The organism is Streptomyces sp. NPDC002935 (assembly GCF_040611295.1).
Taxonomy (GTDB): Bacteria; Actinomycetota; Actinomycetes; order Streptomycetales; family Streptomycetaceae; genus Streptomyces.
Window position 1 is genome coordinate 153,761 of sequence record NZ_JBEXNW010000003.1, and the last position, 25,415, is coordinate 179,175.

Here is a 25,415-nt window from a genome sequence, read left to right on the forward strand (position 1 = left end):
ACGTGACCACGGCTCCGGCTACGGGCAGGAGTCGGACCACGGCTCCGGCTACGGGCAGGAGTCGGACCACGGCTCCGGCTACGGGCAGGAGTCGGACCACGGCTCCGGCTACGGGCAGGAGTCGGACCACCCGAAGCCCGAGCATCCGAAGCCCGAGCATCCGAAGCCCGAGCATCCGAAGCCCGAGCATCCGAAGCCCGAGCACCCCAAGCCCGAGCACCCCAAGCCCGAGCACCCCAAGCCCGAGCACCCCAAGCCCGAGCACCCCAAGCCCGAGCACCCCAAGCCGCACAATCCTGAGGGCGGCATGCACGCTGGAGGAGGCTGGCTAGCCGCAAAGAATGCCGATGCGGCCGCGCCAAAAGCAGTAGCACCTGCGAGCATGATGGGCGAGGAAAACACGGCTAACACCATCGATGCACGCAACTCTGTAATTGCTGGATTTGCAGCACTGAGCACCCTTGCTGGTGGAATCTTCATTCTGCGTCGCAAGCGTGCGCGGAAGGCGAAGGGCTAACTCGACCGGCCTTTCTGGGAGTGTCATGAATCAGGCTCTGTCGCATATTCGGTGGTGCCGGAGTGTTCCAGTTTTCTCTGGTGGTGACGGTCCGGCGCAGACAGGGTGCTCCGGTCTGGGTGTTCTCGGGTTGGCGCTACGGACGTCCGTGGTCTGGTGGTCCAGGCTCGGCGGGGGCCAGACATTCAGGCCGACACTCGCTCGGATGCCATTCGGCCCCTAAAGCCAATGCCGTGACTCTGTTGGTGATCTTGTGAGGGTCAGCCGGTGGCAGTGCAGAGGGCGTGGAAGTGGCTGGATGCTCGCCGGGTGCGGGTCGGGTCCGTGATCCAGTCGGTGATGCGGGTGACGTTGCAGGCCAGACCGGTCAGGACATGCTGGACGTGCGTCTTGGGCAGGCCTCGGTAGCGGGTCCGGCGCAGTCCGTAGGTGCGGACGTTCTGGGAGAGGGTGGCTTCAATGCCTGCGCGGATCGCATAGCGGCGTTGCCAGTCCTCGGTGCGCTGGTCCAGACGGTTGCGCGTCTGGATGTCGTGGAGTTCGCGGGTGGGCAGCAGCGCGAGCGATCGCGGACCGCTGACCGCGTTGGTGCACTGGGGCCGGACGGGGCAGGCCAGACAGGTGGCCTTGTCGAACTTGACCTGGATGTAGTCGTGTCCGCTGATGTGCAGGGGCCGCCATTCGCGGCTGACGGCGCCCTGGGGGCAGGTGGCCCGGCAGTGGCCCCAGTCGATGGCGAAGGCGGCTTTGTCGAAGCCGGCTCCGCTTTTGGCCTGGTGGCTGTGGTCGGGCACGACCGGGCCGAGCAGGGCGATGCCGTGCGCCCGCCGGGCGCGTTCGATCTGCGCGGGACTGACGTAGGCGGCGTCGACCACGTGCTCGGCCGGGGCCAGGCCGATCGCCGCCAGGTCGTCGTGGATCTGGGCGGTGAGTTCGCCGTCCTGGACCGGGGCGATCGTGGTGGCCACGTGCACGACCACCTCCGGCAGGCTTGACGTGCACGTCTCGGTGAAGTGGGTCCGGTAACCGGACCAGGCGGTGTCCCGCTTGACGCAGTAGTGCGCGTCGGCGTCATACGGAGAGTCGAACCGCAGCGATGCGGGCGGCAGCGTGTGGCCGTCGCGCCAGCGCAGCCGCCCGCGGGCGTCCCAGTAGTAGTGGTGCACCCACACCTGCCGCAGGATCTCCACCTGCGCCAACGCCCTGAGCCGGGGCGGGGCGTCGGCCGCCCAGGCCGCGGCCAGGACCTTGCGTCCGTCCCGGCCGAAGGCCTCGGCCAGGGCGGTGATCCCGGCCTTCCCGCCGGGGACCTTGCCGATCTCCACCTTCCGTCCGTAGCGCTTGTCCCACTCCGGCGAGACCAGAGCGAGCAGCCAGTCCGGGTCTGCCTGGGCGAGCTGTTCCAGTGCGGCCCGCAGGCTCTCGCCGACCAGTTCCAGTCGGCTGAGCGTGCGCACCGCCGCGAGCACATGGGTCGCGTCGGTGCGCTGCCGCCCGCCGGACTTCAGCAGCCCGACCTCAACCAGGCCGTGCAGCATCACCTGCAACAGCCGGTCGGCCGCGTCGCCCTCTGCGAGGCGGGCCCGGAATTCACACAGCACCGAGTGGTCGAAGCCGGGATCGTCCAGCTCCAGGCCCAGGGCGTATTTCCAGTCGATCCTGGTGCGGACCGCGTTCGCAGCCGCACGGTCGGACAGGTTCTCTGCGAACTGCAGCACCGACACCAGCGCCAACTGCCCCGGCGACAGCCCCGGCCGCCCGTCCTTGGGATACAGGTCCGCGAACTCCTCGTCCTCGAACACCACATCCAGCCGGTCCCGGATCAGCATCGCCGGCGTGCCTTTCGGGCACGCAGCCCGCGCCGTCAACACCGTCCGCGTCGGAATCCGCTGGCAACTCCTCGCCCGCAAGGACATCTCCGGCCCTCTCCCGAGAACCCACCCCGCCCCCTCCAGCAAACCGCCGAACAGACGACCTGTCAGCACCCCTCACAAGATCACCAACAGAGTCACGGCATTGGCCCTAGGCGTCCTTGGCCTTCGCGTAGTCGGTGGCCATGCCTCCCGCGAAGTCGTACACGATGACCTGTTCGTCACCCACGACCCAGGCGTCGTGCCCGGGCGGGCACACGAAGACGTCGCCGGGTCCTACTTCGCCCTCGCCGCCGTCGTCCATGACGAGGTGCATCCGTCCCTGTACGACATAGCCGTTGTGGTGGACCTCGCAGCTCTTCGTTCCCGCGATCGGGCCGACGGACTCGGACCATCGCCAGCCCGGTTCGAAGGTTCCCACGGCGAAGTCGAGCCCGGTCATGTGGACCGCTTCGAGGTGGCCGCGCGGGAAATCGCGTCGCTCATCCGGCTTGTCCACCGTCTTGATCTCCAGCATGACGGCTCCCTTCCATTGCCTCCTTCCATCGTCTGCCCGCGTGGAGGGGACTGCCATCCGGGGAACCGCCCGCGTGACGGTGGCCGGCGCCGGGTGCGACCGCGTGATCGCCCCCGGCGCCGTCGGTGCCGCCCGGACTCAGACTCCGTAGGTGACCGTCACCTCCTTGAAGCCGAGAGAATGCAACAGGCCTTCGAGCATGCCGGTGGTGTTCTTCTCGGCCCGCGAGGTGAGCCCGCTGTCCTTCGCGGCCGCGCCGATGTGCTTGGCCGCGAGCCGCTGCACGGCCCGCTCGTCGTTCGGGTTGCCCGAGAGAATGTCCCCGATCCGGTCGAGGAGTCCGCGCTGCTTCGAGACGGCGTAGGAGTGGTCGGGGTCGAGAGCGGGTTTGCCCAGTGCCGCGTGCGGCAGATGGAGCGTGGCCGACGTACGGTCGTCGTTGACCAGCACGTCCTTCTGGCCGATGCGCCCGAGATCGACATAGGCGTCGACGGTGCCGGCGCCCACGTACAGCGTGCGGGTGCCGCGGATCGCGTCGGGCAGATACTTGGCGTCCTTCTCCAGGTCCACGACCACCTGGAAGTTGCCCGAGGCGGCGTCGTAACGGCTCATGTCCTGGATCGACTTGAGGAGCGTGGGGCCCGAATTGTCGTGTGTCTCCGTGCCGAACACATCGCGCAGCCCCGGCAGAACGGCCAGCCGCAGCCCGGCGAAGAGCACCACGAGCACCAGTACGAAGGCGGAGAGCACCTTCGCCCATCCGGGTATGCGTTTGATGGACGTCGTCATGTCGACGGTCCTCCTTTCAACCGTCCGTGTACCCGCCAACCCCCTTGGCAGGCCGCCCGGTTGGCGCGTTGATTCCGGTGCCGGAAGACCGGGGTGCCGTCCGTCGCGAGGCGGGGCGCGGTGCGGTGGGGGAGTCGGGGCACCCGGGACACCCGGGTCGGCAGGTCCCGGCCGCTGCCCGAGGCGTCGGCTCGTACGCCGTGAAGGGCGGGGCGACCCGGTACGGCCGGTCGCCGAGCGGTGTCCGGGACCGGCCCGTGACTCCGCGACCGGACGCGCGACCGGTCCGCAACCGGAATTCCCCCCGGTCGAAGGCCCGAAAGGTGCCCAGTAGCATGAGGTACGCACTCCGGGCCGATCTTGCCAACCGGCGACGCAACCCGGTTCGATCATGCGAGGAGCGGTCGTGCGTGACATCGCCGTGTTCAGCGGTAGTGCCCATCCCGAGCTGGCGGCCGAGCTCTGCGCGCATCTCGGTGTGCCCCTCAGCCCGACCCGTGTCAGCCGGTTCGCCAATGACTGCCTGGAGGTCCAGCTCCAGGCCAATTGCCGCGAGCGTGATGTCTTCCTGGTGCAGCCGCTGGTCACTCCGGTGCAGGAGCATCTCGTCGAACTGCTGATGATGTGCGACGCGGCGCGCGGCGCCTCCGCCGGGCGGATCACCGTGGTCATGCCCCATTATTCGTACGCACGTTCGGACAAGAAGGACATGCCGCGGATCTCCATGGGCGGCCGGCTCGTGGCGGATCTGCTGGTGGCGGCCGGTGCGAGCCGCGTCCTCGCGATGACGCTGCACTCCCCGCAGGTGCACGGCTTCTTCTCGGTGCCGGTCGACCATCTGCACGCCCTGCGGGAACTGGCCGCGCACTTCCGCACCAACGACCTCTCGCGTACGACGGTGGTCTCGCCGGACCTCGGCAACGCCAAGGAGGCCGCGGCGTTCGCGCGGCTGATCGGGGCCCAGGTGGCCGCCGGTGCCAAGCAGCGGTTCGCCGACGACCGGGTGAGTATCAGTTCCGTCATCGGTGAGATCGCCGGACGCGATGTCATCGTGCTCGACGACGAGATCGCCAAGGGCAGCACGGTCCTCGAACTTCTGGAGCGGCTGCGTGAGTTGGGACCGCGTTCGATCCGGGTCGCCTGCACCCACGGGCTGTTCGCGGCGGGCGCGCTCAAGCGGCTCAGCGAACAGCCCGACGTGCTGGAGATCGTCTGCACGAACACCGTGCCGATCCCGGCCGAGGAGCACACGGAGAAGCTGAGCGTCCTGTCCATCGCCCCGGCGCTCGCCGAGGCGGTCCGGCGCATTCACAACGGTGAGTCCGTCAGCGCCCTGTTCGACGCGCCGCATAACCAATAGCCAGGAAGGAGCGGAACTTCCCACCTGCCCGCTCGGTCACCAGGACCGGCTGCCGTGCCCGGCCGGGAAGCCGCGGAGCAACGCTCGGCGTCACCCAGGTGATCAGGAGGGCTCGCAGTGGACAAGGCGAAATTCGAGCGGACCGAGCCGCATGTGAACATCGGCACCATCGGGCACATCGACCACGGCAAGACGACACTGACGGCGGCCATCGCCAAGGTCCTGCATGACCGTGGTCGCGGCGACCGACGGTCCGATGCCGCAGACCAAGGAGCACGTCCTGCTGGCCCGGCAGGTCGGCGTCCCGTACCACCGTCACCGGCGTCGAGATGTTCCGGAAGCTCCTCGACGGGGCCGGGCGGGCGAGAACCTCGGACTGCTGCTGCGCGGGGTGAGGCGCGAGGACGTGGAGCGGGGGCAGGTCACCCCAAGCCGGGCTCGGTGACCCCGCACACCAGGTTCGAGGCCCCGTATGGAATGACCCCGAGGCAGGAGGGTCCGTCTTGGACGGAACGCTGATCAGCAGCGGTTCCGTGCGAAGAGCCCGAATGTGGTGGCAGGAGCGAATCGTTGCCCCAGCGCCTGCAGCACTCCTGACTGCGTCGACCAGTAACGTTGCAGCTCCACATCGTGAAACACCGGGGCCAGGAGTCCCTGTAGAGCCACCTCGTCCACTCCCTGGCGGACGACGTGGTACTCCGACATGTCCGCCTCTTTCGTCTCGTCGTAGCGGCCGCGCAGGCGGCGCACCCTGGTGGCCAGGCCACGGCGCAGTTCGCCCTGGCCGAGCCTCCAAAGTAGATAAGCGCCGTGATCCAGATTCATGGAAAGTCCCGACCTGCGCGGGTACCACAAGGGGTCCTGAATGCTGAAGAAAACGCCGCCGGGAGCAATACGCTGAATGAGATGTTCGACGGCACCCAGGTAGTCAGGGATGTGATGAAGTACAGAGATGCACACCACGGCGTCGAGCGGCTCCGGGCGGAAGATTTCCTTTCCTTCAGGGTCATGAATGACCGTGACGTGCGGATTGTTCCGGAAACGGTGCCGAAGAACCGCCGCGCTGGGGGCGCTCATCTCCGTCACCTCGACGTTTGCCCCGGCCGCCACCAGATGGTCGGTGAAGGTTCCATGTCCGGCGCCGACCTCGAGGACCCGGCACTGGCCATTCCGTTCGATGACCTTACCCACCAGGTCGTGCACGCCCGAGATCACTCGCTCGCGAATGCGATGATGCCGGATATGCGGAGAACCTTTCACATAATCATGGCCATCGCCGTGGGCGCGTTCCTGAAGATGTCCAATTGTGGGCCCAGCCAAGGTATCCGTCATGTGAGGACACTATTCCGGAGGCTGTCTTCAGGGCCGTGTTCACAGAGATCGGGAAGCGTAATTCACACATCCGGCCGCAAGCATTCCGCACCGACCCTATGAGACCGAACTCTCCGCGGTGGTGATAACGCACGTGTTCGAGATGCTGCGACGACCCGCGCCAGGCCAAGGATTGCGGCCGGCTGCTGCACCGGCTGGGGCGGTGCAGCAGCCGGAAAACGCGCTCCGCGTGCGCGGCCGGCCGATGCCGGTGCGGGCCGTCGGCCCTACGCGTCGCCCCCGCGGCCGGTCAACAGCCGCGCCCAGTACGCGGCGGTGAGGGCTAGGAATCGGGTGTTGCCCACCGCGTAGCGCAGGAGCATGCGGCGCGGCTCCTGGACCAATCGGTGGAACCATTCAAGGCCGCTGCGCTGCATCCACCGCGGCGCCCTGCTGCGGAGTCCCGCCACCACATCGAAGGATCCGCCGACACCGACCACCAGGGCACAGCCCAGGTCTTTCTGTCGGCGGGCGAGGAAGTACTCCTTGCGTGGACTCGGCACGGCGAGGAACAGGATGTCCGGGCGGGCCTCACGGACGGCCGCCACCACCCGCGCCTCCTCGCTCTCGTCCCAGTAGCCGTCCCGGTACCCGACGACCTCGACACCCCGCCGGGCGGCGATGCGCGCGGTCTCCTCGACCACCTTCGCCTCAGCGCCCAGGAGATACACGCGGTATGCGTTGCGCGCGGCGCTGCGCCACAGCGCCAGCATGAAGTCAATGCCCGCGACCCGCTCGGGCAGAGGGCTTCCCAGGACGCGGCCCGCCCACACAACCGACTGCCCGTCGGCGTTGACGAGCGAGCACGAGCGGATGATGCGCGCCAGTTCCGGGTCGTCGTGCGCCTGGACGATCTTGGCGGCGTTCAGCACGACGTGCTGGTGGGGGCCGCCGTCCGCGATGAGTGCCTCGGCGGCGGCCACGGACTCCTCGAGCGTCAGAGGATGAACAGGCAGCCCGCACACTGTCACGGGCGGACATGGACCCACCGTCCCGGTCGCCGTGGCCTCGTCCGGCAGCCCTGGCATACGCAGTGTGTGCACCTTGCCTCCAACAGTTCGTCATCCTCGTCCGAAAGGCGCGGTCTCCCAGAACCGCGCGAACGCCCCCTCGACGCGATCGTGCGCGTAGAGCGGTCGCAGCTGGCGCCACGCCTTCTGCTGACGGCGCCGGACGCCGTCGAGGTCGGTCCGGCACGCCTCGAGGAAGCCGGTGACCGAGTCGACCGTGGGCTCGACGGCGTCCACACACCCGTGGCGGAAGAGTTCCGCGCTACCCGAGGACCGGGTCGCCGCCACGACACAGCCCGCCTGCAACGCCTCGAGCAGCACGAAGGGGAGTCCTTCCACCCAGCGGGCCGGAAGGACGAACACGTCCACGGTGGACCAGAACTCTGGGACGTCCGCCTGATGGACCACGCCGAGATCGCGGTCCACGGAGCCCATCCGGGACCGCGGCACGTCCAGACGCATCCCGGCGACGGAGAATTCCACGGCGGTGTCACGCCGTTTTACCCGGTCCACGGCATCGCACAGGACGTCGAAGCCCTTGGCCCGGCACATCGTGCCGAGCCAGCCGACGCGCAGCGGCCGCGAAGCGCACGATGCCGTTGGTGGCCCGCCGTTCTGCTGGGGAAGGGCATGTTCGGGGGCCGGCGCCGGGTTCCGGATCACCGTCACCGATCTCGTGCGGCAACCACTGGTCTGCAGGTTCGCCGCCACGTCCTCGCTCAGGACGATCCAGTGGGCTCCTCCCAGTACCTTCCGCAGGGGCAGGGCGGCGGAGAGCCGGGCCGGCAGCTGGGCGCCGTGAAGGTGCAGCACCGGAGTGCTTCCGGTGGCCCTGGCGAGCGCGACGACGAGGGCGTCCCGCAGGAGGGGGAGACCCCACTGGGCGATCGGCAGGTAGACGGCATCGGGGGATTCCCTGACCAGCACCATGGCGCAGCGCCCCACCGCCGAGGCCGTCGCGCCGACCTTCGCGGGCCAGGATGCCTCGAAGCCGTCGGACGTGCGTTTCGCGGAAAGGGAGACAACGGCCACGATCGGACACAGGCGCCTGAGTGCCGGGGTGAAGAACTCGGCGGCCCTGCCCATGCCGCCGAGGCCCGCGCTGTGCCTCAGCACGAGGACGGTCGGCGCCGAGGGTCGCCGTGGACCCTTCGGGCGGATCGGAAACATGACTCCGTCCCTCCCTATGGACTGGATCGGAACCCCGGAAGGGCTGGCGACCGGGGAGCGAGAAGAGGGCGGAAGAACCCCCGGAAACCACAAAAACAATTTCCTCGGATATGCCGATCCCTCACGGCATCATGCACGAATTGCCGAGTCCAGTGCGACACGCCCGTTTCTCATTGTTCATAGAATATGCCGAAACTGAATATGAAAACTTGCGGAGCAGGCGCTTCACGTCCGACGTCCGACGTGATAGAAGATTGTTTCTCAATTGATGAAAGAGGGTGCCGGAAATGATGCCGGGCGACGCTGATCAGCTGTTCTGGCTCGCCTTCGCCGCACTGTGCGCAGCGGGTGTCGTCCTTCTGGCGGTCTGCCTCCGCGGGGCGGCGTCGTTTCTGTGGACCGCCTGCCTGGTGCCCCTTTTTCTCCTGGGCAGGACCTATGCGGCGGTGGGTGTCGCGCCGTTCTATCTCATGGACTGCCTCGCCGCTCTGGCGCTGCTTGCGGCGGCATGCACCTGGGCGCCCCGGGCTTTCTCGGAAGAGCGACTGCGAGGATTCCGCCGGGTCGCCCTACTGCTGGCCGTCGTAACCGTCCCCGCGGTGTGCCGGGGGATCGCGGCGGATTATCCCGACCCCCTCAAGGGGGTGATTCTCGGCCTGTATCCCGTCGTCGGCTGGCTTGCGGCGACCTGGCTGCTCACCCGGGCGGGCGAGGAACTGATCCGTCTGCGCTGGGTTCTGTACGTGCCGGCCCTCGGTGTTCTGGTGCAGGTGGTGTTCCACGTGCCGATGACGTCCGCGGCTTCGGGACTGTATCTGGCGATCGCGGGAGCGTTCGGTGTCAGGATGCGGTGCCTGGGGCGTAGTCGGCTGCTACTCGTGACACTGATGGGCGCGGCCCTACTCACGGCTGCCGCCAGCAAGCGCGGCCCGCTGCTGGCCGTGCTGGCCGCCATGGCCGCGACGGCCGTCGCCCTCCGGACCGGTGGTCGGCGCCTCGGGCGATGGCCGGTCCTGTCGTTGTCCCTCGTCGCGCTGGGACTGGTGACCGCTGTCAGCTACTCCGCGTCACAGCAACGCCTTTCGGATGTCCCGGTAGTGGGAGGTCTGGCCACCCGGCTGGAGGCCGGCACCCAGGATCCTGACAGCGAAGCCGCCAACAACGTCGAACTCCGGTTCGTGATGTGGCAGGAAGCCCTGAAGGAAGCTGGGAAGGAGCCGCTTCTGGGAGCGGGGACGGGACGTCCGATCGACGTGGCGTTCGAAGGGCAACCGCTGAACGACCTTCGCTCGGGCCCTCACAACTCGTTCGTCGGATACGTCTACTACCTGGGGTGGCCCGCCGGAATCGCCCTGGTGTTCCTGGTCGCCGCGACCCTGTGCCGGACGTGGCGGGCACGCCACCACCCGGTCGCCTCAGCCTGGTTCGGAGCGACCGTTGGGGTCTGCGTCACCGCCCTCACCAACGTCGCGCTGGAGGTCACCTTCATCGGCCTGCCGTCTTGGCTGGTGCTGGCCTGCGCCTACGCGCGCATCGGAGTCCCGTTGGAGCGGGAAGTCAGCAGGGGTTCCCGGCCCACGGCCGCCGGCCACCTCGTTCCCGCCCCTGGCGGCTCCGATGCCTGCACTGAGCGCTCGCTGCCCACCTCCCCGGCGGTGCCCACCGGTTCCTGACTCGACAAACCGTCCTCGGGCGATCAGTTTCAGGTCTCCAAATCCCACCGCCACCCCGGTCTTGCCGGACGCCTCGGGTAATCAGAATACTTCTTCACGAGGATGCACCGTCCGTGTGAATCTTTTGGGGCCGGCCCGAAGGTTCAACGAAGCAGCTCCGAAAATCGATACGCTTCATGCATGAACGGCACCGAGGCAAAGCCCACCATAGGGAATCTGCAAGAGCAGGCCCATGGTGCTCCCCCAGTGCCGATGCCCTCAGGCGTCGCTTCCGCCACAATCCGCGCGTCACTGTGATGCATGACCGCGGTCGTGGCGATTTTCGTTCTTCACCATTTCCCTGAATATCTGGGTACCGTCGAGCGCCTCGTCGACCACATCGTGCCCGCCGGGGCACTTTTTGAGCTTTCAGGATCCGCTCCGGTATCGCCGCCGGACAAAAATGTCGATGCGCGTGGACCGAAATGCTTACTTGCTCCGGAAGATCGCTCAAGTCGCTATTGGTCCACACAGTCGGGTTTCTTGCAGACTCTTGGTGAACGACTGGCGCCTCCAACCACCTTCGGGTGCGTCGCCGAACAACGTTACTGAGCTACGTCGAGTCATCTGGAGCGCCTAGTGAGCGAAACGCAGATCCGGGAGTTCTGGTCCGCCCATCCGTGCGGGGACGACCTGTTCGGGTCGCCGGACGGAAGCGACCATTCGCACTACGAAGCGTTCTTCTCCCGGTATGACGCTGAGAAGTACCGTCTTGAGTCCCACATCCCCAGGTGCCTGGATGGCCTGGACCTCAAGGGGCGAAGGGTTCTGGAGATCGGGCTGGGCCAGGGCTCCGAGGCGGAGCAGATCATCAGACGCGGTGCAAGCTGGACTGGAGTCGACCTCACCGGGACCGCTGTCCAGCGCACCCGGGCCCGTCTCGAGCTGCGACGGCTGCCCTTCGAAGCCGTGCACTTGGCCAGTGTCCTCGACCTTCCTTTTCCGGACGCCTCATTCGACGTGGTGTTCAGCCATGGCGTGCTCCACCACGTCCCTGAGATCCAGAAGGCGCAACGGGAGATTCGCCGGGTGATGCGGCCGGACGGCGCGCTGGTGGTCATGGTTTACGCGCGCTGGTCCCTCAACTACCTGGTCGCCATCGGGTTGGTGCGACGTGCGGCGCTCTTGGCTGCCTATCCTCTCGTCCGCTCGGGAGTGCTCCGACAGCCCCGGGGGCTTCTGCGTGCCCATGTGGACAACGCGGCGCGGCAAGGCCTGTTTTCGTACTTGCGCATGGAAGATTTCATTCACCGCAACACCGATGGTCCGGAAAATCCGTACTCGCGCGTTTACGACCTGCGGCGCCTGCACCAGGACTTCCCGGACTTTACGGTGACACGCGCCGAGAAGCACTTCATGCACGCGCCGCCCATCCCGGTCCATGGTCTTCCGGGAGCGAGGGCTATGGGCTGGCACCTATGGGCGCGTCTGAGTCCCGCGGACCACTGACGCCTCCAGGCACTGGACCGATGGCCGGCACCGCAGAGCACCGGCACCGCAGATCAGAGGACATCTGAAGGAGAGGCATGCCTGGGCAACGCCGGATCATCTACCTGGGGTGGCAGGGTTTTGGCAACTTCGGTGACGACCTCCTGCACGACACCTGGAAGGGGGCACTCGCCGACCCGCTCGAGCTTCAGGCACCGGTCACCAGGCGGGCCTACCTGAAGGCCGCTCCGAAGGTGATCGGGCAGCGCATGAGCCTGACGGGTGCGGAGCGGATCATTCTTCTGGGCGGTGGAACCACGATCGGCTTCCAGAACTGGGGTCGGGCCGCCCACCTCGCCCTGAGGTACTACCGGGCAGAGGGGCTTGTGATCGCCGGTTCGGGTGCTGCCGCCCCGCACGATCGTTTCGCTCTTGGCCTCCAGCGGGACGATTGGGAGACCTGGCGCGCGCTCCGCGACGTCGCGCTGTGCGGAGTCAGGGGTCCGCTGACCGCGGACGTGTGCGTCCGGCAGTGGCGCGCCACCAACGTGATCGGTGATCCTGCGCTCCTGTATCCCCTTCAGGTCGGACTGCCTTCGCGCGGAACGTCTCAGCACCTCATCGGGGTGTGCCTCGGCGCGAGCCCTGCGACCCGGTTCAGCACCGCGACCGTTGTCCGAGCCATCACGGCCTATCGCGCCGCATACCCCGAATCGCTGGTCCGTGTCCTGCAACTCTTCCCGGAGGACGCAGGAACCGCGCAGGACCTGGCGTCACGCCTCGACTCGGCAGTCGTCACCTTTGACGGAAATGTACGGGCGATGGTCCGGGCCATCGGCGAGTGCTCAGTACTGCTGTCCGAGCGGCTCCACGGCGCCGTCGTCGGCGTGGCATCCGGCGTCCCCACTGTTCCGCTGGCTTACGCGAGCAAGTGCGACGACTTCTGGTTGAGCGTTACGGGCGAGAGCCCGAATCTCCAAGTTGGAGCGACCAGCGAACAGATCGCTGAGGAACTCCGCCGGGCAACGGAGCCAAGTCGGATCTCCGTGGTCGCCGATCACGTCCGCTGTCTGCAGGATTCTCTTGAGAAGGTAGTGGCGGCGGTCCGTCAGTGGAAAACCGGGCAGCTGACCACCGGGGAACTGCTGTCATGGGCGAACGGTGAAGTGCGGGCGACCACGTCTTCACCTATAGGCGTTGGCGCCCAGTCCGAGACTTCAAAGTGAGCGAGCCGAGGCTCATATGGGACGTCGCGGGCAGTGGCAATATCCGCCGACAGGGGAACCCTAATTCCACAGACCCGAGACGATAGGTCACCGAAGGGTCGAATGTGGAACCTTTGCCCATCGTGTATCAGGATCAGCCAAGGTCTGGGTAGGACTCACGTTCAAGAAGAAAGCGGACGGTTTAAATGCGCCACGAAATGATCATTTGCACCAGGAACAGGCCGAACGATCTGCGTCGCTGCCTTGAATCGGTCGCCGAGCAGAAAAGCTTGCCTGATCGCTTGATCATCGTCGACAGCAGTGACGCTGATTCAACGCGTCAGGTCGTTGAGGGTTTTGCGGAGACCCACGATTGGATGAGCGTGAAATTCCTTCGTGCGGCGCCGCGCAAAACCGTTCAGCTCAACATGGCACTCGATCTGCTTGATAAGTCGACGGATTTTGTCCACTTCACCGATGACGATATCATTCTTGATCCCGAATATACGAGTGAGATTCTGGCACTGTTCGAAGAGAGTCCCTCATGCGGTGGGATCGGTGGACGCATCTCCAATCTGTCGGAGCGTCGAGCCTCGGGGTTGGCGCGGTGGTATCGCTGTCTCTTTCTCCTCGACAGCCCGCGGCAGGGTGCCCTGCTCTCCTCCGGGATGAACGTGATGTGTCGAACGGGCAGCCGACCGCGACGGGTCGGTTGGCTTTCGGGTTGCTCCATGTCGTACCGGCACAGCGCGATCCGTGGTCTGCGCTTCGACGAAACCCGGGCCGGCAACGGAATGGGCGAGGACGTCGACTTCTCCGCGCGGGTCGCGGAGCGCACCGAACTCCTCTGGACCCCGAGGGCGGTCCTGGACCACCTGTTGTCTCCCATCAATCGTGAAGACGATCTCTGGGTGCGACGCCGCGGCATTCGCTCCCGCTGGAGGCTTGCGGTTCTCGGCGTGAGTCCAGTGAGCCGCGCAGCGGTGCTCTACTCCGTTCTCGGAGACGCTCTCATGCTCCTTGCCATGGCCGGGGTGTTCCGCTCGCGCCGGTACATGCGAGAGGCCGCCGCCGACGCTGCCGCAGTGCTCGACATCGTCAAGGGTGTGCCGGTATAGGCGCCCATCCCATCTCGCACGGTTCCACCTCGTTCGATCTGACGGAGAAGTGATCATTGCTCAGAGAAGAGAGCCGTGAATCGCCTGTGATTCCCAGAACGGACTCCCCGCACCGAACTGATCGGAAGGCGAGAGCGCCTCTGTCACGACGGCTGCTGTCTCTCTTACGGCTTGAGGGTTCGCAGGCCTTTCTCGGGGTGGCCGGCGGGGCGCTGGCCGCGTTTGTGGGATCTTTCTTCGTCGCACACCTTTTGTCCCCCGGCGAGCGGGGTGAATACGCCTCGATTCTGGTCTTCGTGACGCTGGCCGCCACTCTCCTCGAAATGGGAGGAGGCCTCGGTGTCATAAGAGGCCTGACGGAGGATGAGGTTGATGAAACCCGGTTCATTTCGGGATATCTATGCTGGACACTGATCGCATCGGTCTTCTTCGGAATTCTTGCGGCGGCCGCTTCAGTCGTTTTCTTTCCGTGGCTGCGACCCATGTGGTTCCTTGCTCCATGTGGTGCAGCCGCCATTTACTCGGCGCTCGTCGCCAGGCTGGTCGCAGGCCTTCTCCTGAGCAGTGGAAAACTCAGGACCCTGATCATGGCGCGAACCGCGGCGAATGCAGGAACGATCCCGGGAAGCCTGTTCTTCCTGCTCGCCGATCGTCCATCGGCTGTGCACCTGGCCGCCCTTTCGTTCCTTTGTCAGGCCGTTCTGAATTCTCTTTTCCTCATCCCCTTCCGCTGCGTGCGATCCTGTCTGAAGCGTTTTGTCTCCTGTTCGTTCCCGGCCCACCCACTCCGTGACGCACACGTCGTCTGGCGCAGGTCCAACGTGCATCTGCACCTGTTGAACGTCGCTACATACGCGATGCTGCGTTCGGATCAGATCGCCCTGTCCCTACTGGGAGCCGGCAGCACTCTGGGTATCTATGCGGTGGCCGCCAACATGTCGGAAGTCATCGGTTATGTTCCGGTGGCGCTGCTCCCCTTGGTCGCCAGGGGACGCCCCGACAGCCCGGTGCACCTGAGGAAGATCTTTCTCGCGCTCGGGGCGGGTATCGCCTTGGTAACCCCTGCGGCCTTCTTCGCCTTTCCGCTGGTCTACGGCAGCGAGTACCGCTCCGGGAGCTACGCACTTCTGGTTCTCATGCCGGCCTCCGGTGTGCTCGCAGTCGGCCGTCTGATCCAGGGAGTGGAGCTCAGAGAACCCGCCAGGCGCAAGAGCCTGGCAGGGATCGCGCTGGTCGCCGGAGTCATCGAATTCGCCGCTGTGCTTCTCCTCGGGGGCACAAGCGCGGTTCACACCGCACTCGCCTGCACCACGGGCTACGGCGTTTTCACGATCTGGGTCGCACTCTCGCGGAGGAAGGGCGACCCCGGTGCGACGACCGGCATCGAATCCAACCCGCCGCTGCCCCGGAAGTCGGCCATCCCGGCCGCTTAGGGCGTCCGGCGGTGAGATTCCGGCAGACCAGGCAAGGGACCGAGTCCGGTCCGCAGCGCGCACCGCCCTCATGCGACAAAGAAATCGCCACGTCGAAGGGAAGTTCTGCAGGTGTTCTCCACTGTCTGCGTCGTCGGCCTCGGCTACATCGGCCTCCCCACCGCCGCCGCCCTCGCCGCCCACGGCATCGACGTCGTCGGTGTCGACGTCAACCCCGCCACCGTCGAACTCATCAACGCCGGCCGTGCCCCCTTTGTCGAACCGGATCTGGCGGTGGCCGTCAGCGGGGCTGTGGCCATGGGCAGGCTGCGGGCGACCGGCGCGCCCGAGCCCGCCGACGCCTTCATCATCGCTGTCCCCACCCCGCTCCAGGAGGACCGCACCGCGGACCTGTCGTACGTGCGCAGCGCCGCGGCCTCGGTGGCCGAGGTGCTCAAGGCCGGTGACCTCGTGATCCTGGAGTCGACCTCGCCACCCGGCACCACCGTTGAGCTGTCCCGGTGGCTGGGCAAGCACCGGCCCGACCTGACCTTCCCGCACGACGTGGGCAACGCGCCCGACGTGCTCGTCGCCCACTGTCCGGAACGTGTCCTGCCGGGCCGGACGATGATCGAGATCGTGACCAACGACCGGGTCGTCGGAGGCGTGGGCGAGGGCTGCGCCGAGCGGGCGCGCACGCTCTACGAGGTGTTCGCCAAGGGGGAGTGCCTGCTCACCGACGCCACGACGGCGGAGATGGCCAAGCTCAGCGAGAACGCCTTCCGGGACGTCAACATCGCTTTCGCCAACGAACTGTCCATGGTCTGCGACCACCTCGGCATCGACGCGGGCGACGTCATCGCCCTGGCCAACCGTCACCCACGGGTTGACATCCTGCGCCCGGGCCCGGGTGTCGGCGGGCACTGCATCGCCATTGATCCCTGGTTCATCGTCGGCACCGCGCCCCGGCAGTCGCGTCTCATCCGGCTCGCCCGCGAGGTCAACGACGAGCGGCCCGACTACGTGCTCGGCGAGGTCGCACGGACGGCCGGCCGGTACAAGGACCCGGTGATCGCCTGCCTCGGTCTGGCCTTCAAGGCGAACATCGACGACCTCCGGGAGAGCCCTGCCCTGCACATCGTCACGCAGCTGGCCCAGCGTCAGCTCGGCCGGCTGCTGGTCGCGGAGCCGCACATCAGGGAACTGCCGGACTCACTGGCGCAAACGGGCGTTGCCGAACTCGTCGACGTCACGACCGCGGTGCGGGACGCCGATGTCGTCGTCCTGCTCGTGGACCACGATGCCTTCCGCGGCGTCAGACGGACCGCTCTGCGCGGCAAGGCCGTCTTCGACACGCGCGGCATCTGGAGCTGACGCCAAGTCGCCTGCGGAGTCCGGCGCGTCGCCGAACTCCGCAGGGCGCCCGCACAGGCCCATCCAGTGCCCGATCGCCCGTACGGTACGGTCCGCGGCGCGCCCGTCGCCGTACGGGTTCACCGCCTTCGCCATGGCCGCGTAGGCCGCACGGTCGTGCAGCAGCAGGCGTACCTGCTTCACGATGTGCTCACGGCCGGTTCCCACCAGGCGGCTCGTTCCGGCCCGGAGGGCCTCCGGACGCTCCGTGGTGTCCCGTATGACCAGCACGGGCTTGCCGAGGCCCGGCCCCTCCTCCTGGATGCCTCCGCTGTCGGTCAGGATGATGTGCGCACGGTTCATCAGCCGGGCGAACGCCCCGTAGGCCAGCGGTTCCGTCAGGCGGATGCTGCCGATGTGGGCGACCTGGGGCAGGATCGCCGCCCGTACGACCGGATTGGGGTGCAGCGGGAGCACGATGAGGAGGTCGGGCTCCGCACGCGCCAGATCGGCGAGGGCCCTGCCGATGGACTCCATTCCGCCGCCCCACGACTCCCGGCGATGGGCCGTCACCAGCAGGACCCGGCGGGCAGTGTCGTCGAGGTCGGCCAGCGCCGGGTCCCCGTAGTGCGCCTTGCGTCCGACCGCCCAGAGCAGGGCGTCGATGACCGTGTTCCCGGTGACCACGACGGACGACGCGGGGACGCCGTCCCGCAGCAGGTTGTCCCGTGCGTGAGGGGTGGGCGCCAGATGCAGGGATGCCAGCTGGGTCGCGAGCCGGCGGTTGATCTCCTCGGGGAAGGGCGAGTACCGGTCGCCGGTGCGCAGTCCCGCCTCCAGGTGGACCACGGGGACCTGGCTGTAGAAGGCGGCGAGGGCCCCGGCGAACGCGGTCGTGGTGTCCCCCTGGACCAGCACCGCCTCCGGGCGCTCGTGCCGCAGCAGCGGACACAGGCCGTCGAGGACGCGCACGGTGATGTCGGCGAGGGACTGGCGCTCGCTGAGGATGTCCAGATCGTGGTCGGCTCGGATGCCGAACAACGCGTGGACCTGGTCGAGCAGTCCGCGGTGCTGGGCGGTCACCGTCACCGTCGGCCGGAATATCGGAGACCGGTCGAGTGCCTCGATGACGGGGGCCATTTTGATGGCCTCCGGTCTCGTTCCGTAGACGACCATCAGTCGCTTCACCCAAATTCTCCTTCCGAGCGGGCATCGGACCACTGCCGGGGCGGGACCCACCGGCGGCCGTAGCTCCCGGAGCGAAAGAAGCGCTCGCCCTGCACCAGGGAATCGGTTTTCCGCGACAACGCCCATCATGCCGAACGCATATTCATACGTCCGAATGGAGATGTTCGTCTGTCTGGCCCGTGCCGCGGGAGAAGTGCATGTGTCGGGGATCTGCCCTCCCTACAGTGCGCTGGGCCGCGACCCCTCCCCGTAAAGGCGGGAAATGAAGACAGTCCTCCTGTCCCCACGCACCGGTGCCATCACGGTGGGAAATATTCCCGCCCCCGAAGCAGCCGCCGGTGTGGTGGTGATCCGCAACGACTGGTCACTCATCAGCGCAGGTACGGAACGGGCCACCGTCTCGACCGGCGCGCAGAGCCTGCTCGGCAAGGCGCGGCACCGGCCGGACCAGGTGGCGCAGGTCCTCGACAGCGTGAAGCGAACGGGCCTCGTCGAGACCTACCGGACGGTCCAGGACCGCCTGGACCGTCCGGTGCAGCTCGGGTACTCCTGCGCGGGCACGGTCCTGAGGACGGGTGAGGGGGTCGACGACATCCGCACCGGAATGCGGGTGGCTGCCGCCGGGGCCCGCTACGCGTCGCACGCGGAGATCGTCGCCGTGCCCCGCAACCTTGTCGTCCCGGTGCCGGACGGAGTTGACACCCAATGGGCCGCCTTCGCCACGGTCGGCGCAATCGCGCTTCAGGGCATCCATCAGGCCGAGGTGGTGCCGGGCTCACGGATCGCCGTCATCGGCCTAGGCCTGGTCGGCCAGATCACGCTCCAATTGCTGCGCGCCTACGGATACGACGGGGTGGGCATCGATCCCGACCCCGCCATGGTGGCGCTCGCCGAGTCGGGGGGTCTTGTGGCCTTCCCGCGGGCGGCGGACGGCCTGCCCGGCGCCGTCTCCCGGCACTGGGCAGGCGCCGACGCGGACGCGGTGCTCATCACCGCCGCCACGTCCAGTTCCGACCCCGTCGAGTTCGCCGGCCTCCTCGCCCGTGACCGCGCCACCGTGGTGGTCGTCGGTGACGTCAACGTCGCACCGCCACGGTCGTCCTATTACCACAAGGAACTGACGATCCGTTATGCACGGTCCTACGGTCCCGGCCGGTACGACGCCCGCTTCGAAGAGAACGGCCACCCGTACCCGGAGGGCTATGTCCCCTGGACGGAGCGGCGCAACCTCGCCGAGGTGCTGCGGCTCCTGGCGACGGGCGCGGTGGACTTCGCCCGGCTCAAGCCGCGGGTCTTCCCCGTCGAGGACGCGGCCGACGCGTACGAGGCGCTGAAGCCGCCGACCGCCGGACGCAGCGTCGCGCTGCTGCTGCGCTACGCCGCAACCGCTCAGCTCCCGCTCCGGTCTGCCCCGGAGGCGGGGTCCCGCACCTGGACCACCCCCAGGGGCACCTTGCGGCTCGCGGCGATCGGCGCGGGCAACTTCGCCACGAGGACGCTCTTCCCCGAGCTGGCACGGGAACGCGGCGTCGCGTTCTCGTGGGTGGCCGGCGGACGAGGGCTGTCCGCAGCGCACCAGGGCCGGCGGTGGGGTTTTCGTACCGTCGCCGAGAGCGTCGACACAGGTCTCGCCTCGGGCGACGCGGACTGCGTGATGGTGCTCAGCCGCCATGACAGCCACGGCCGGTACGCGGCGCAGGTGCTGCGCGGGGGTGCCGCCCTGTACTGCGAGAAGCCGCTGGGCCTGACGGAGACGGAGCTGGAGGATGTCGCGGACGCGTGGCTGATCTCCGGCGCCCCGGCGATGGCGGGGTTCAACCGGCGGTTCGCCCCCTCGGTGCGGGACCTTCGCGCCGCGCTCCCCGCGGGTGCGCCCCTCCAGGTCGTCCACCGGGTGTTCGCGGGCCGGCTCCCGGCCGGCCATTGGTACTTCGACCCTGGGCAGGGTGGCCGGCTGCTCGGCGAGGTGTGCCACTTCATCGACACCGCGGGCTTCCTGGTCCCGGGCAGGCCGGTCGGCGTGCGGGCGGTCGGCGTGGATGCACGGGACCCGGCCGCCGCGCAGAGCCTCACCCTCCAGATCACCTACGACGACGGGTCGGCCGCCTCCATCGTGTACGGAGGACTGACGCCGCCCGGCGCTCCCAAGGAACTCCTGGAAGTGGCCACCGACCGGGTGGCGGCCAGGATCGACGACTTCCGCTCGCTCACCGTGTGGAAGGACGGCCGGGCGGTCACGACGAAGTACCGAGGCGGGCCGAAGGGGCACGAGGCCGAGATGCACTCCCTCGTCCGCCTCGTCCGGGGCGAGCCCCTCGGCGAGGAGGCCGCTGCCGCCGCCGACTTCGCCTCGGCGCTGTGGAGTTCCCTCGTCGCCTGCCGTGCGGCCCGCTCGCTCACGGAGGATGGCGTCGTGGGGACCGCCCCCCGCACACCGGCTCTGGCCAGGGCACTGGGGTGTCCGCCGCCCGGTCCCGGCGCCGCGGGCGCCGTCCCGGAACCGGGCAGGCGGGCTGCCTGCCCGGCCGGTGGTTCCCCATCGACCACGGCGGCACTCTGATGTGCGGCTTCGTGGTCCTGCTGAACCACGCCGAGCGCCACCTGCAACCGTCGCACGGGGACCCGTGCGCGGCGCTCGCGCACCGCGGCCCCGACGCGAGCGGACACCTGGACCTCGGCGGTGGCAACTGGCACGCGGCACTGCACTTTCGCCGCCTGGCCGTCGTGGACCTCGATCCGAGGAGCGACCAGCCCTTCGGCTCCCCGAAGCGGGGCGTGCTGGTCTACAACGGCGAGATCTACAACGCTGCGTATTTGCGCGAGGTGCTGCGGAAGCGGCATGTGACGTTCACGACCGATGGCGACACCGAGGTTCTCTACGAACTGCTGCTGCAGCCCGACGCGCCGCGGCTGCTCGACCAGGTGGACGGCATGTTCGCCTTCGTCCTCCTCCTGCCCGACGGCGAGCTCCGCTACGGGCGGGACCGACTGGGTGTCAAACCGCTGTACGCGGCGGTCAACGCCGCGGGCTGCACGGTCGCGCTCGCCAGTGAGATCGAACCGCTGCGGGCCGCCGGGCTGACCGGCGGTGCCGACCCGGTCGCGGTGGCGCAGGGCGCCATGTTCCTGTGGACGCCGCCACCGCGGACCGGCTGGCAGCGCGTTCGTGCCGTACCGGCCGGGACGGTGCTGTCCCGGCGCGCTCCCGGCTATGACACGGCGTCACCCTGGTGGCAGGCCGGTGCCGCGGTGCCCGCCGAGGACATCGGTGCCGCGGTCCGCGCGTCGGTCGCCCGGCAGGTGCGGGCGGACGTGACGGTGGGGCTGTTGCTGAGCGGAGGGCTGGACAGCACCTGGCTGGGCGTGGAGATGAGCCGCCAGGGCTTCGAGGGACCCGCCTTCGCCGCCAGAGCGCGCACCTCGGCGACCACCTCGGAGCCCTTCGAGGACGACGCCCCGTACGCCGCCCGGGTCGCCCGGCAGCTGGGCCTGCCGCTGACGTGGGTAGACCTGGACGTCGATGTACTGCGCCGGATCCCGGAGCTGGTCACCACCATGGAGCTCCCCTTCGGGGACCCGGCCGCCGTCGCCCTCATGCAGCTCTCCCGCGCCGCACGCGGCGAGGCGACCGTGCTGCTGTCGGGGCTCGGGGTCGAGGAGCTGTTCCTCGGCTACGAGCGCTACCAGGCCGTGCTGCTGCTGCAACGGCTCCCCGCGTGGGCGCGCCCCGCACTCGGCGCCACCACCCTGGTCCCCGGACCCCGGCGCTACCGGGGCCGTGCGGACAAGTTCGGGCGGCTGCTCCAGCTCAGCCCCCGGGACTGGTCGTGGGCGACGCAGGCGTACTACTCCGGGCGGGAGTGGGCGGCGCTGTCGCCGCTCGTCGGGCTGGAGGCGGTCACCGAGCGGCATCGCGAGGTGGCGGGCGGCGTGCTGGACGCGGGCGGGACGCCCCTCGCGGCGCTGGCGGAATGCGACCGGCGGCTGTTCCTGCCGGGGCTGAACCTGCTGTACGGCGACCGCGCGTCGATGCGGGCGAGTGTGGAGCTGCGGGTGCCGTTCCTGGGGGAGCCGGTGGTGGCCGCCGCCCTCGGCGCCGTCGCGGAGGAGCAGCTGCGGCTCGGCGACGGCAAGGCGCGCTTCCGCGCGGCGGCGGTGGCGTCCGGTGTGCCGGAGTTCGTCGCCAGGCGCCCCAAGACGGGGTTCGGGGCGCCGGTGCGGTCGCTGCTGCGCGAGCACGGTACCCGTCTGTGGGCCGAGGTACGGCGCTCCCCTGTGTTCGATGACGTCTTCGACCGGCGGACCGCCGACCGCCTCGTCGCCGAACACGTCCGGGGCCGGCGCGACCGGGGGCTCGCCGTGTTCGGGTTGTTCTGCGCGGCCGTGTGGTGGGAGCGCAACGCGGCGGGAGGCGCGGGGCGGAGCGCGGACGTGCTGTCGGGTTACGAGGCGGCCGTCGTCGGCTGAGCAGCGACTGGGGCGGAGTGGTGCCGGCCGCCAGGCAGGACGGCGTGGAGGGCGGTCAGCGCGTCCAGGAGGGGAGCGGCGCTCCACCGGGGCGACTCCCACAGGGACCTGTTCCTCAGGGAGCCGCCGGCCCGCGTGTCCACGCCGAGACCGGGGTAGCGGTCCACGACGGCCGCCAGCACGGCCCTGGGGAAGTCGGCCCGGACGAAACCGTGGTGGGCCGCCCATGCCGCCATCCGTACCGCTGTCGCGTCGTTGTTCGGGTCCCGTCTGCTCCCGCCGTCCGCGAAGTAGCGGGGCAGGGGGCCTTCGAACAGGTGCCGCAGGTAGTGGTCCACTCCCCGTTCGAGGGGGCGCCGGACGTCAACGTCGAGCAGCGTTCCCGCCTGTTCGAGGCGCAGCAGCACGTACCCCGTGTGGAAGCCGTCCACCCAGCCCAGCCGCGGGCCCCGTCCGTAGGGCCACGAGCCGTCGGGGCGCTGCCCGTCCAGGCTCACCTCGACCGCGCCGCGGGCGGCACCCACCAGGCGGTCCGTCAGTTCGCCGGGCAGCGTCCCGGTGCGGGCCAGGCGGGCGGCGAGCGCGGCACCCATGAGGTTGGCGTTGTGGACGAGGACGTCACTGGCCGGTGTGTAGGTGAAGAACTCGCCGTTGTGCAGGTGTTCCAGGAGCCCGTGAGCGAGGGACCGTACCGCCTTGTCGCCCAGCGTCCCGGTGTCCAGACAGCCGTCCGCGCAGAAGGTGGTCGCCACGAGGTTCGGCACGGAGGCGGGGTAGTACGCCCAGCGGGTCTGCACGTCGAACTCGTAGCGCCACAGCCCAGCGTAGCGCCCGGACAGCTGCTCGTCGGCAGCCGAGCGGCCCAGCCGTAGGGCGCGCTCCCGCCACACGGGGGAGGCCGAGAGCCTGGCGCAGGCGCCGGCCGCGGTGCCGGCGGCCGTCGCGGTGCGCAGTGGGTGAATGCCCAGGACCGGACGCAGGTCGATCCGGCTGCGCTTGACGGCCTGCAGGACGACCTGCCGAAGCACACGGTGCACGGCCAGCCGTCCCAGCGGGCCGGTCAGCCCGTCGTACGGGTCCGGGCCCGCCCAGTCGCGGGCGTCGGCCCACCGGAAGAGCCGGTCCGCCAGGACGAGCACGTCCGTGGCCTCCAGGGACGAGCCGAGGCGGCCCGCCGGGGCGTGGTGGTCCGGTCCGAAGCGGTTCCGGGGTGAGTGGCCGGTGGGGGTTCCGGGCGGCATGGGCCCTCCAGGAGGATCGCGGGTGCTGGTGGACGCGGTGGACATCAGTGGATGTCGTCGGTGCTGTCGGACGCCGTGGCGTGGCAGGCAGCCGCTCAGTAGGCGCCCCTGCCCGCCACGACGGCCCCCACCGTCCGGCACAGCACCTCGAGGTCCCCCGACGGGGACCAGTTGTCCACGTACCTGAGGTCCAGAGCGACCGTCTCGTCCCAGGAGAGGTCGGAGCGGCCGCTGACCTGCCACAGGCCGGTGAGCCCCGGCTTGACGGCCAGCCGGCGCCGCTCCACCTCGTCGTAACCGGCGGCCTCGTCGGGCAGCGGCGGCCGGGGACCTACCAGGGACATGTGTCCCCGCACCACGTTGAACAGCTGGGGCAGTTCGTCCAGGGAACAGCGGCGCAGCACCCGTCCGACGCGGGTGATCCGCGGATCCCGGCGGATCTTGAACATTCGGCCGTCCTGCTCGTTGGTCCCGGTCAGCTGATGCCTCAGCCGCTCCGCGTCGGTGACCATGGTGCGGAACTTGGCCATGGTGAACGGTTTTCCGCCGCGTCCGATGCGCGTCTGCCGATGCACGGCGGGGCCTCGGGAGTCCATCCGTACGGCGAGGGCCACCGCCACGAACACCGGGGCGAACAGCACGATCAGCAGCACCGCGCCCAGCCGGTCTGTCACCGACTTGAGCAGCGTCGCAAGCCCCCGCCTCAGGGGCGGGGCCACGGCCAGCATGGTGAGCCCGGCCACGGAGAGGACGCCTACCCGGCGCCCGGCCACCTCGGCCAGACCCGGTACGACCACGAGCGGGCACTCCTCGCCGTGCAGGGCCCACGACAGCCGCCGCAGGCGCGTTCCGCTCATGTACGGTCCCGGCACGACGAGGACCACATCCGCGTTGAGCCGCCCGGCCGCCGCCAGTACCGGGGCGGAGTCGGCCGACGGGCGTGGCGGTGCCTGCCGGCCGACACGGGTGGCGACCGGGGCCAGTCCGTGCGGGTCCTCGTCCCCGATCGGGCACACCCCGACGACCGCGAACTCGTGGTCCGTCCGCTTCGCGAGGTGGCTCACCAGACCGTCTACAGCGTTCGCCTCCCCGATCACCAGGGCCCGGCGGACGGTCCGGCCGTCGCGGCGTCGGGCGGCCAGATGACGGTGGATCAGCGTCTGTACGACGGCGCTCGTCGGGGCACAGGGCACCAGGGCGGCCAGCGCAATGAGGAACGGGGACTCCTCGCCTGTGGCCGCCCGCACCACCGCCAGGAGTCCGACCAGCACCAGCCAGTCCTGCAGCGCCGGGCCGACGTTGTCGCCCTCACCGAGACGGCGCTCGCCGTAGCGGTCCCGCGCGGCGCGCACGACCAGCCATGCCGCGGCCGCCACTGTCGCGTAGGCCACGGCATGCGTGCCGCCGGCCAGCGCGAAGGCCAGATACACCGGCACCGCGGCGCCGGTCACGTCGCCGATGACGGCGGCCGGCGCGTACCAGACGGGCTTGCCGGTACGGCGCCCGGTCGGCTGCTTCCGGATGACCTGTGGCTGGGCAGGTCTTGCCACTGGTACCTGGGGCATCGTCTCACCGAAGAGCCGCATTCACCCTCCAACCATGTCAAAAAGGACTTCTTGAGTGTGAGCGCTTGTTCACTGAACGGCGGGCCGCGACGCTGGACCGCGGGCAACTCTCACCCGATGA

The 25,415-nt window shown here is 68.8% G+C and carries 18 protein-coding genes and 3 pseudogenes; 12 read left to right on the forward strand and 9 right to left on the reverse strand.

The features are described from left to right. Positions 1-517: pseudogene (locus ABZX90_RS04745) on the forward strand (hypothetical protein); the annotation flags it as partial. Positions 518-777: 260 nt separating this feature from the next. On the opposite strand, the gene ABZX90_RS04750 reads toward ABZX90_RS04745, so the two are convergent. From ABZX90_RS04750 to ABZX90_RS04760, 3 genes are all read right to left on the reverse strand, one after another. Beyond that, positions 778-2,433, reverse strand: coding sequence for an IS1182 family transposase (locus ABZX90_RS04750; RefSeq protein WP_355201491.1), 1,656 nt, complete (start codon positions 2,431-2,433; stop codon positions 778-780). Positions 2,434-2,539: 106 nt separating this feature from the next. Next, positions 2,540-2,905: a cupin domain-containing protein gene (locus ABZX90_RS04755; protein ID WP_351125582.1), complete on the reverse strand. Its 366-nt coding sequence runs from the start codon at positions 2,903-2,905 to the stop codon at positions 2,540-2,542. 138 nt (positions 2,906-3,043) lie between these two features. Then, on the reverse strand, positions 3,044-3,694 hold the full coding sequence (locus tag ABZX90_RS04760) for a DUF4230 domain-containing protein (protein WP_355201493.1): 651 nt from the start codon (positions 3,692-3,694) through the stop codon (positions 3,044-3,046). A gap of 406 nt (positions 3,695-4,100) precedes the next feature. On the opposite strand from ABZX90_RS04760, the gene ABZX90_RS04765 reads away from it, so the two are divergent. Together ABZX90_RS04765 and ABZX90_RS04770 are read left to right on the forward strand one after the other, a co-directional pair. After that, positions 4,101-5,054, forward strand: a complete 954-nt coding sequence (locus tag ABZX90_RS04765) for a ribose-phosphate pyrophosphokinase (protein WP_351125576.1) — start codon at positions 4,101-4,103, stop codon at positions 5,052-5,054. A 117-nt stretch (positions 5,055-5,171) separates the two neighbouring features. Continuing rightward, a pseudogene (locus ABZX90_RS04770) lies at positions 5,172-5,519 on the forward strand (GTP-binding protein); the annotation flags it as partial. Positions 5,520-5,573: 54 nt separating this feature from the next. Here the strand turns inward: ABZX90_RS04770 and ABZX90_RS04775 are convergent. The 3 genes from ABZX90_RS04775 to ABZX90_RS04785 form a co-directional block, all read right to left on the reverse strand. After that, positions 5,574-6,386: a class I SAM-dependent methyltransferase gene (locus ABZX90_RS04775; RefSeq protein ID WP_355201496.1), complete on the reverse strand. Its 813-nt coding sequence runs from the start codon at positions 6,384-6,386 to the stop codon at positions 5,574-5,576. 266 nt (positions 6,387-6,652) lie between these two features. After that, complete coding sequence (locus tag ABZX90_RS04780) at positions 6,653-7,348, reverse strand: WecB/TagA/CpsF family glycosyltransferase (protein WP_355201498.1); 696 nt, start codon at positions 7,346-7,348, stop codon at positions 6,653-6,655. Between the two features lie 138 nt (positions 7,349-7,486). Beyond that, entirely contained in the window at positions 7,487-8,551 is a 1,065-nt protein-coding gene (locus ABZX90_RS04785; protein ID WP_355201500.1) for a glycosyltransferase family 4 protein, read from the reverse strand. A 341-nt stretch (positions 8,552-8,892) separates the two neighbouring features. Here ABZX90_RS04785 and ABZX90_RS04790 point away from each other — a divergent pair, with 341 nt between their 5' ends. The 7 genes and pseudogenes from ABZX90_RS04790 to wecC form a co-directional block, all read left to right on the forward strand. Further along, positions 8,893-10,278 carry an O-antigen ligase family protein gene (locus ABZX90_RS04790; RefSeq protein ID WP_355201502.1) on the forward strand — a complete coding sequence of 462 codons (1,386 nt, stop codon included), beginning with the start codon at positions 8,893-8,895 and terminating at the stop codon, positions 10,276-10,278. Between the two features lie 300 nt (positions 10,279-10,578). Then, positions 10,579-10,869 carry a hypothetical protein gene (locus ABZX90_RS04795; RefSeq protein WP_355201503.1) on the forward strand — a complete coding sequence of 97 codons (291 nt, stop codon included), beginning with the start codon at positions 10,579-10,581 and terminating at the stop codon, positions 10,867-10,869. 27 nt (positions 10,870-10,896) lie between these two features. Beyond that, a complete protein-coding gene (locus ABZX90_RS04800) occupies positions 10,897-11,766 on the forward strand; it encodes a class I SAM-dependent methyltransferase (protein ID WP_355201505.1) in 870 nt (289 codons plus the stop codon). 77 nt (positions 11,767-11,843) lie between these two features. After that, positions 11,844-12,971, forward strand: coding sequence for a polysaccharide pyruvyl transferase family protein (locus ABZX90_RS04805; protein WP_355201506.1), 1,128 nt, complete (start codon positions 11,844-11,846; stop codon positions 12,969-12,971). A gap of 185 nt (positions 12,972-13,156) precedes the next feature. Continuing rightward, positions 13,157-14,068, forward strand: a complete 912-nt coding sequence (locus tag ABZX90_RS04810; RefSeq protein ID WP_351125552.1) for a glycosyltransferase family A protein — start codon at positions 13,157-13,159, stop codon at positions 14,066-14,068. Positions 14,069-14,265: 197 nt separating this feature from the next. After that, positions 14,266-15,501 (forward strand): hypothetical protein, encoded by a 1,236-nt coding sequence (locus ABZX90_RS04815; protein WP_351125549.1) that lies wholly within the window; start codon positions 14,266-14,268, stop codon positions 15,499-15,501. Positions 15,502-15,612: 111 nt separating this feature from the next. After that, a pseudogene (wecC, locus tag ABZX90_RS04820) lies at positions 15,613-16,791 on the forward strand (UDP-N-acetyl-D-mannosamine dehydrogenase); the annotation flags it as partial. Here the strand turns inward: wecC and wecB are convergent. Continuing rightward, a complete protein-coding gene (wecB, locus tag ABZX90_RS04825; protein WP_351125546.1) occupies positions 16,693-18,021 on the reverse strand; it encodes a UDP-N-acetylglucosamine 2-epimerase (non-hydrolyzing) in 1,329 nt (442 codons plus the stop codon). The pseudogene wecC and the gene wecB sit on opposite strands and share 99 nt — an antisense overlap. A gap of 262 nt (positions 18,022-18,283) precedes the next feature. Between wecB and ABZX90_RS04830 the strand changes: the two genes are divergently transcribed. Together ABZX90_RS04830 and asnB are read left to right on the forward strand one after the other, a co-directional pair. After that, entirely contained in the window at positions 18,284-20,581 is a 2,298-nt protein-coding gene (locus ABZX90_RS04830; RefSeq protein WP_355201509.1) for a bi-domain-containing oxidoreductase, read from the forward strand. Next, complete coding sequence (asnB, locus tag ABZX90_RS04835) at positions 20,581-22,488, forward strand: asparagine synthase (glutamine-hydrolyzing) (protein ID WP_355201511.1); 1,908 nt, start codon at positions 20,581-20,583, stop codon at positions 22,486-22,488. Before ABZX90_RS04830 ends, asnB begins: the two co-directional genes overlap by 1 nt. On the opposite strand, the gene ABZX90_RS04840 is transcribed toward asnB, so the two are convergent. Together ABZX90_RS04840 and ABZX90_RS04845 are read right to left on the reverse strand one after the other, a co-directional pair. After that, entirely contained in the window at positions 22,464-23,729 is a 1,266-nt protein-coding gene (locus ABZX90_RS04840) for a hypothetical protein (RefSeq protein ID WP_355201513.1), read from the reverse strand. The two genes, asnB and ABZX90_RS04840, sit on opposite strands and share 25 nt — an antisense overlap. Positions 23,730-23,824: 95 nt before the next feature. Continuing rightward, complete coding sequence (locus tag ABZX90_RS04845; protein WP_351125534.1) at positions 23,825-25,294, reverse strand: sugar transferase; 1,470 nt, start codon at positions 25,292-25,294, stop codon at positions 23,825-23,827. Between the last annotated feature and the right edge of the window lie 121 nt (positions 25,295-25,415).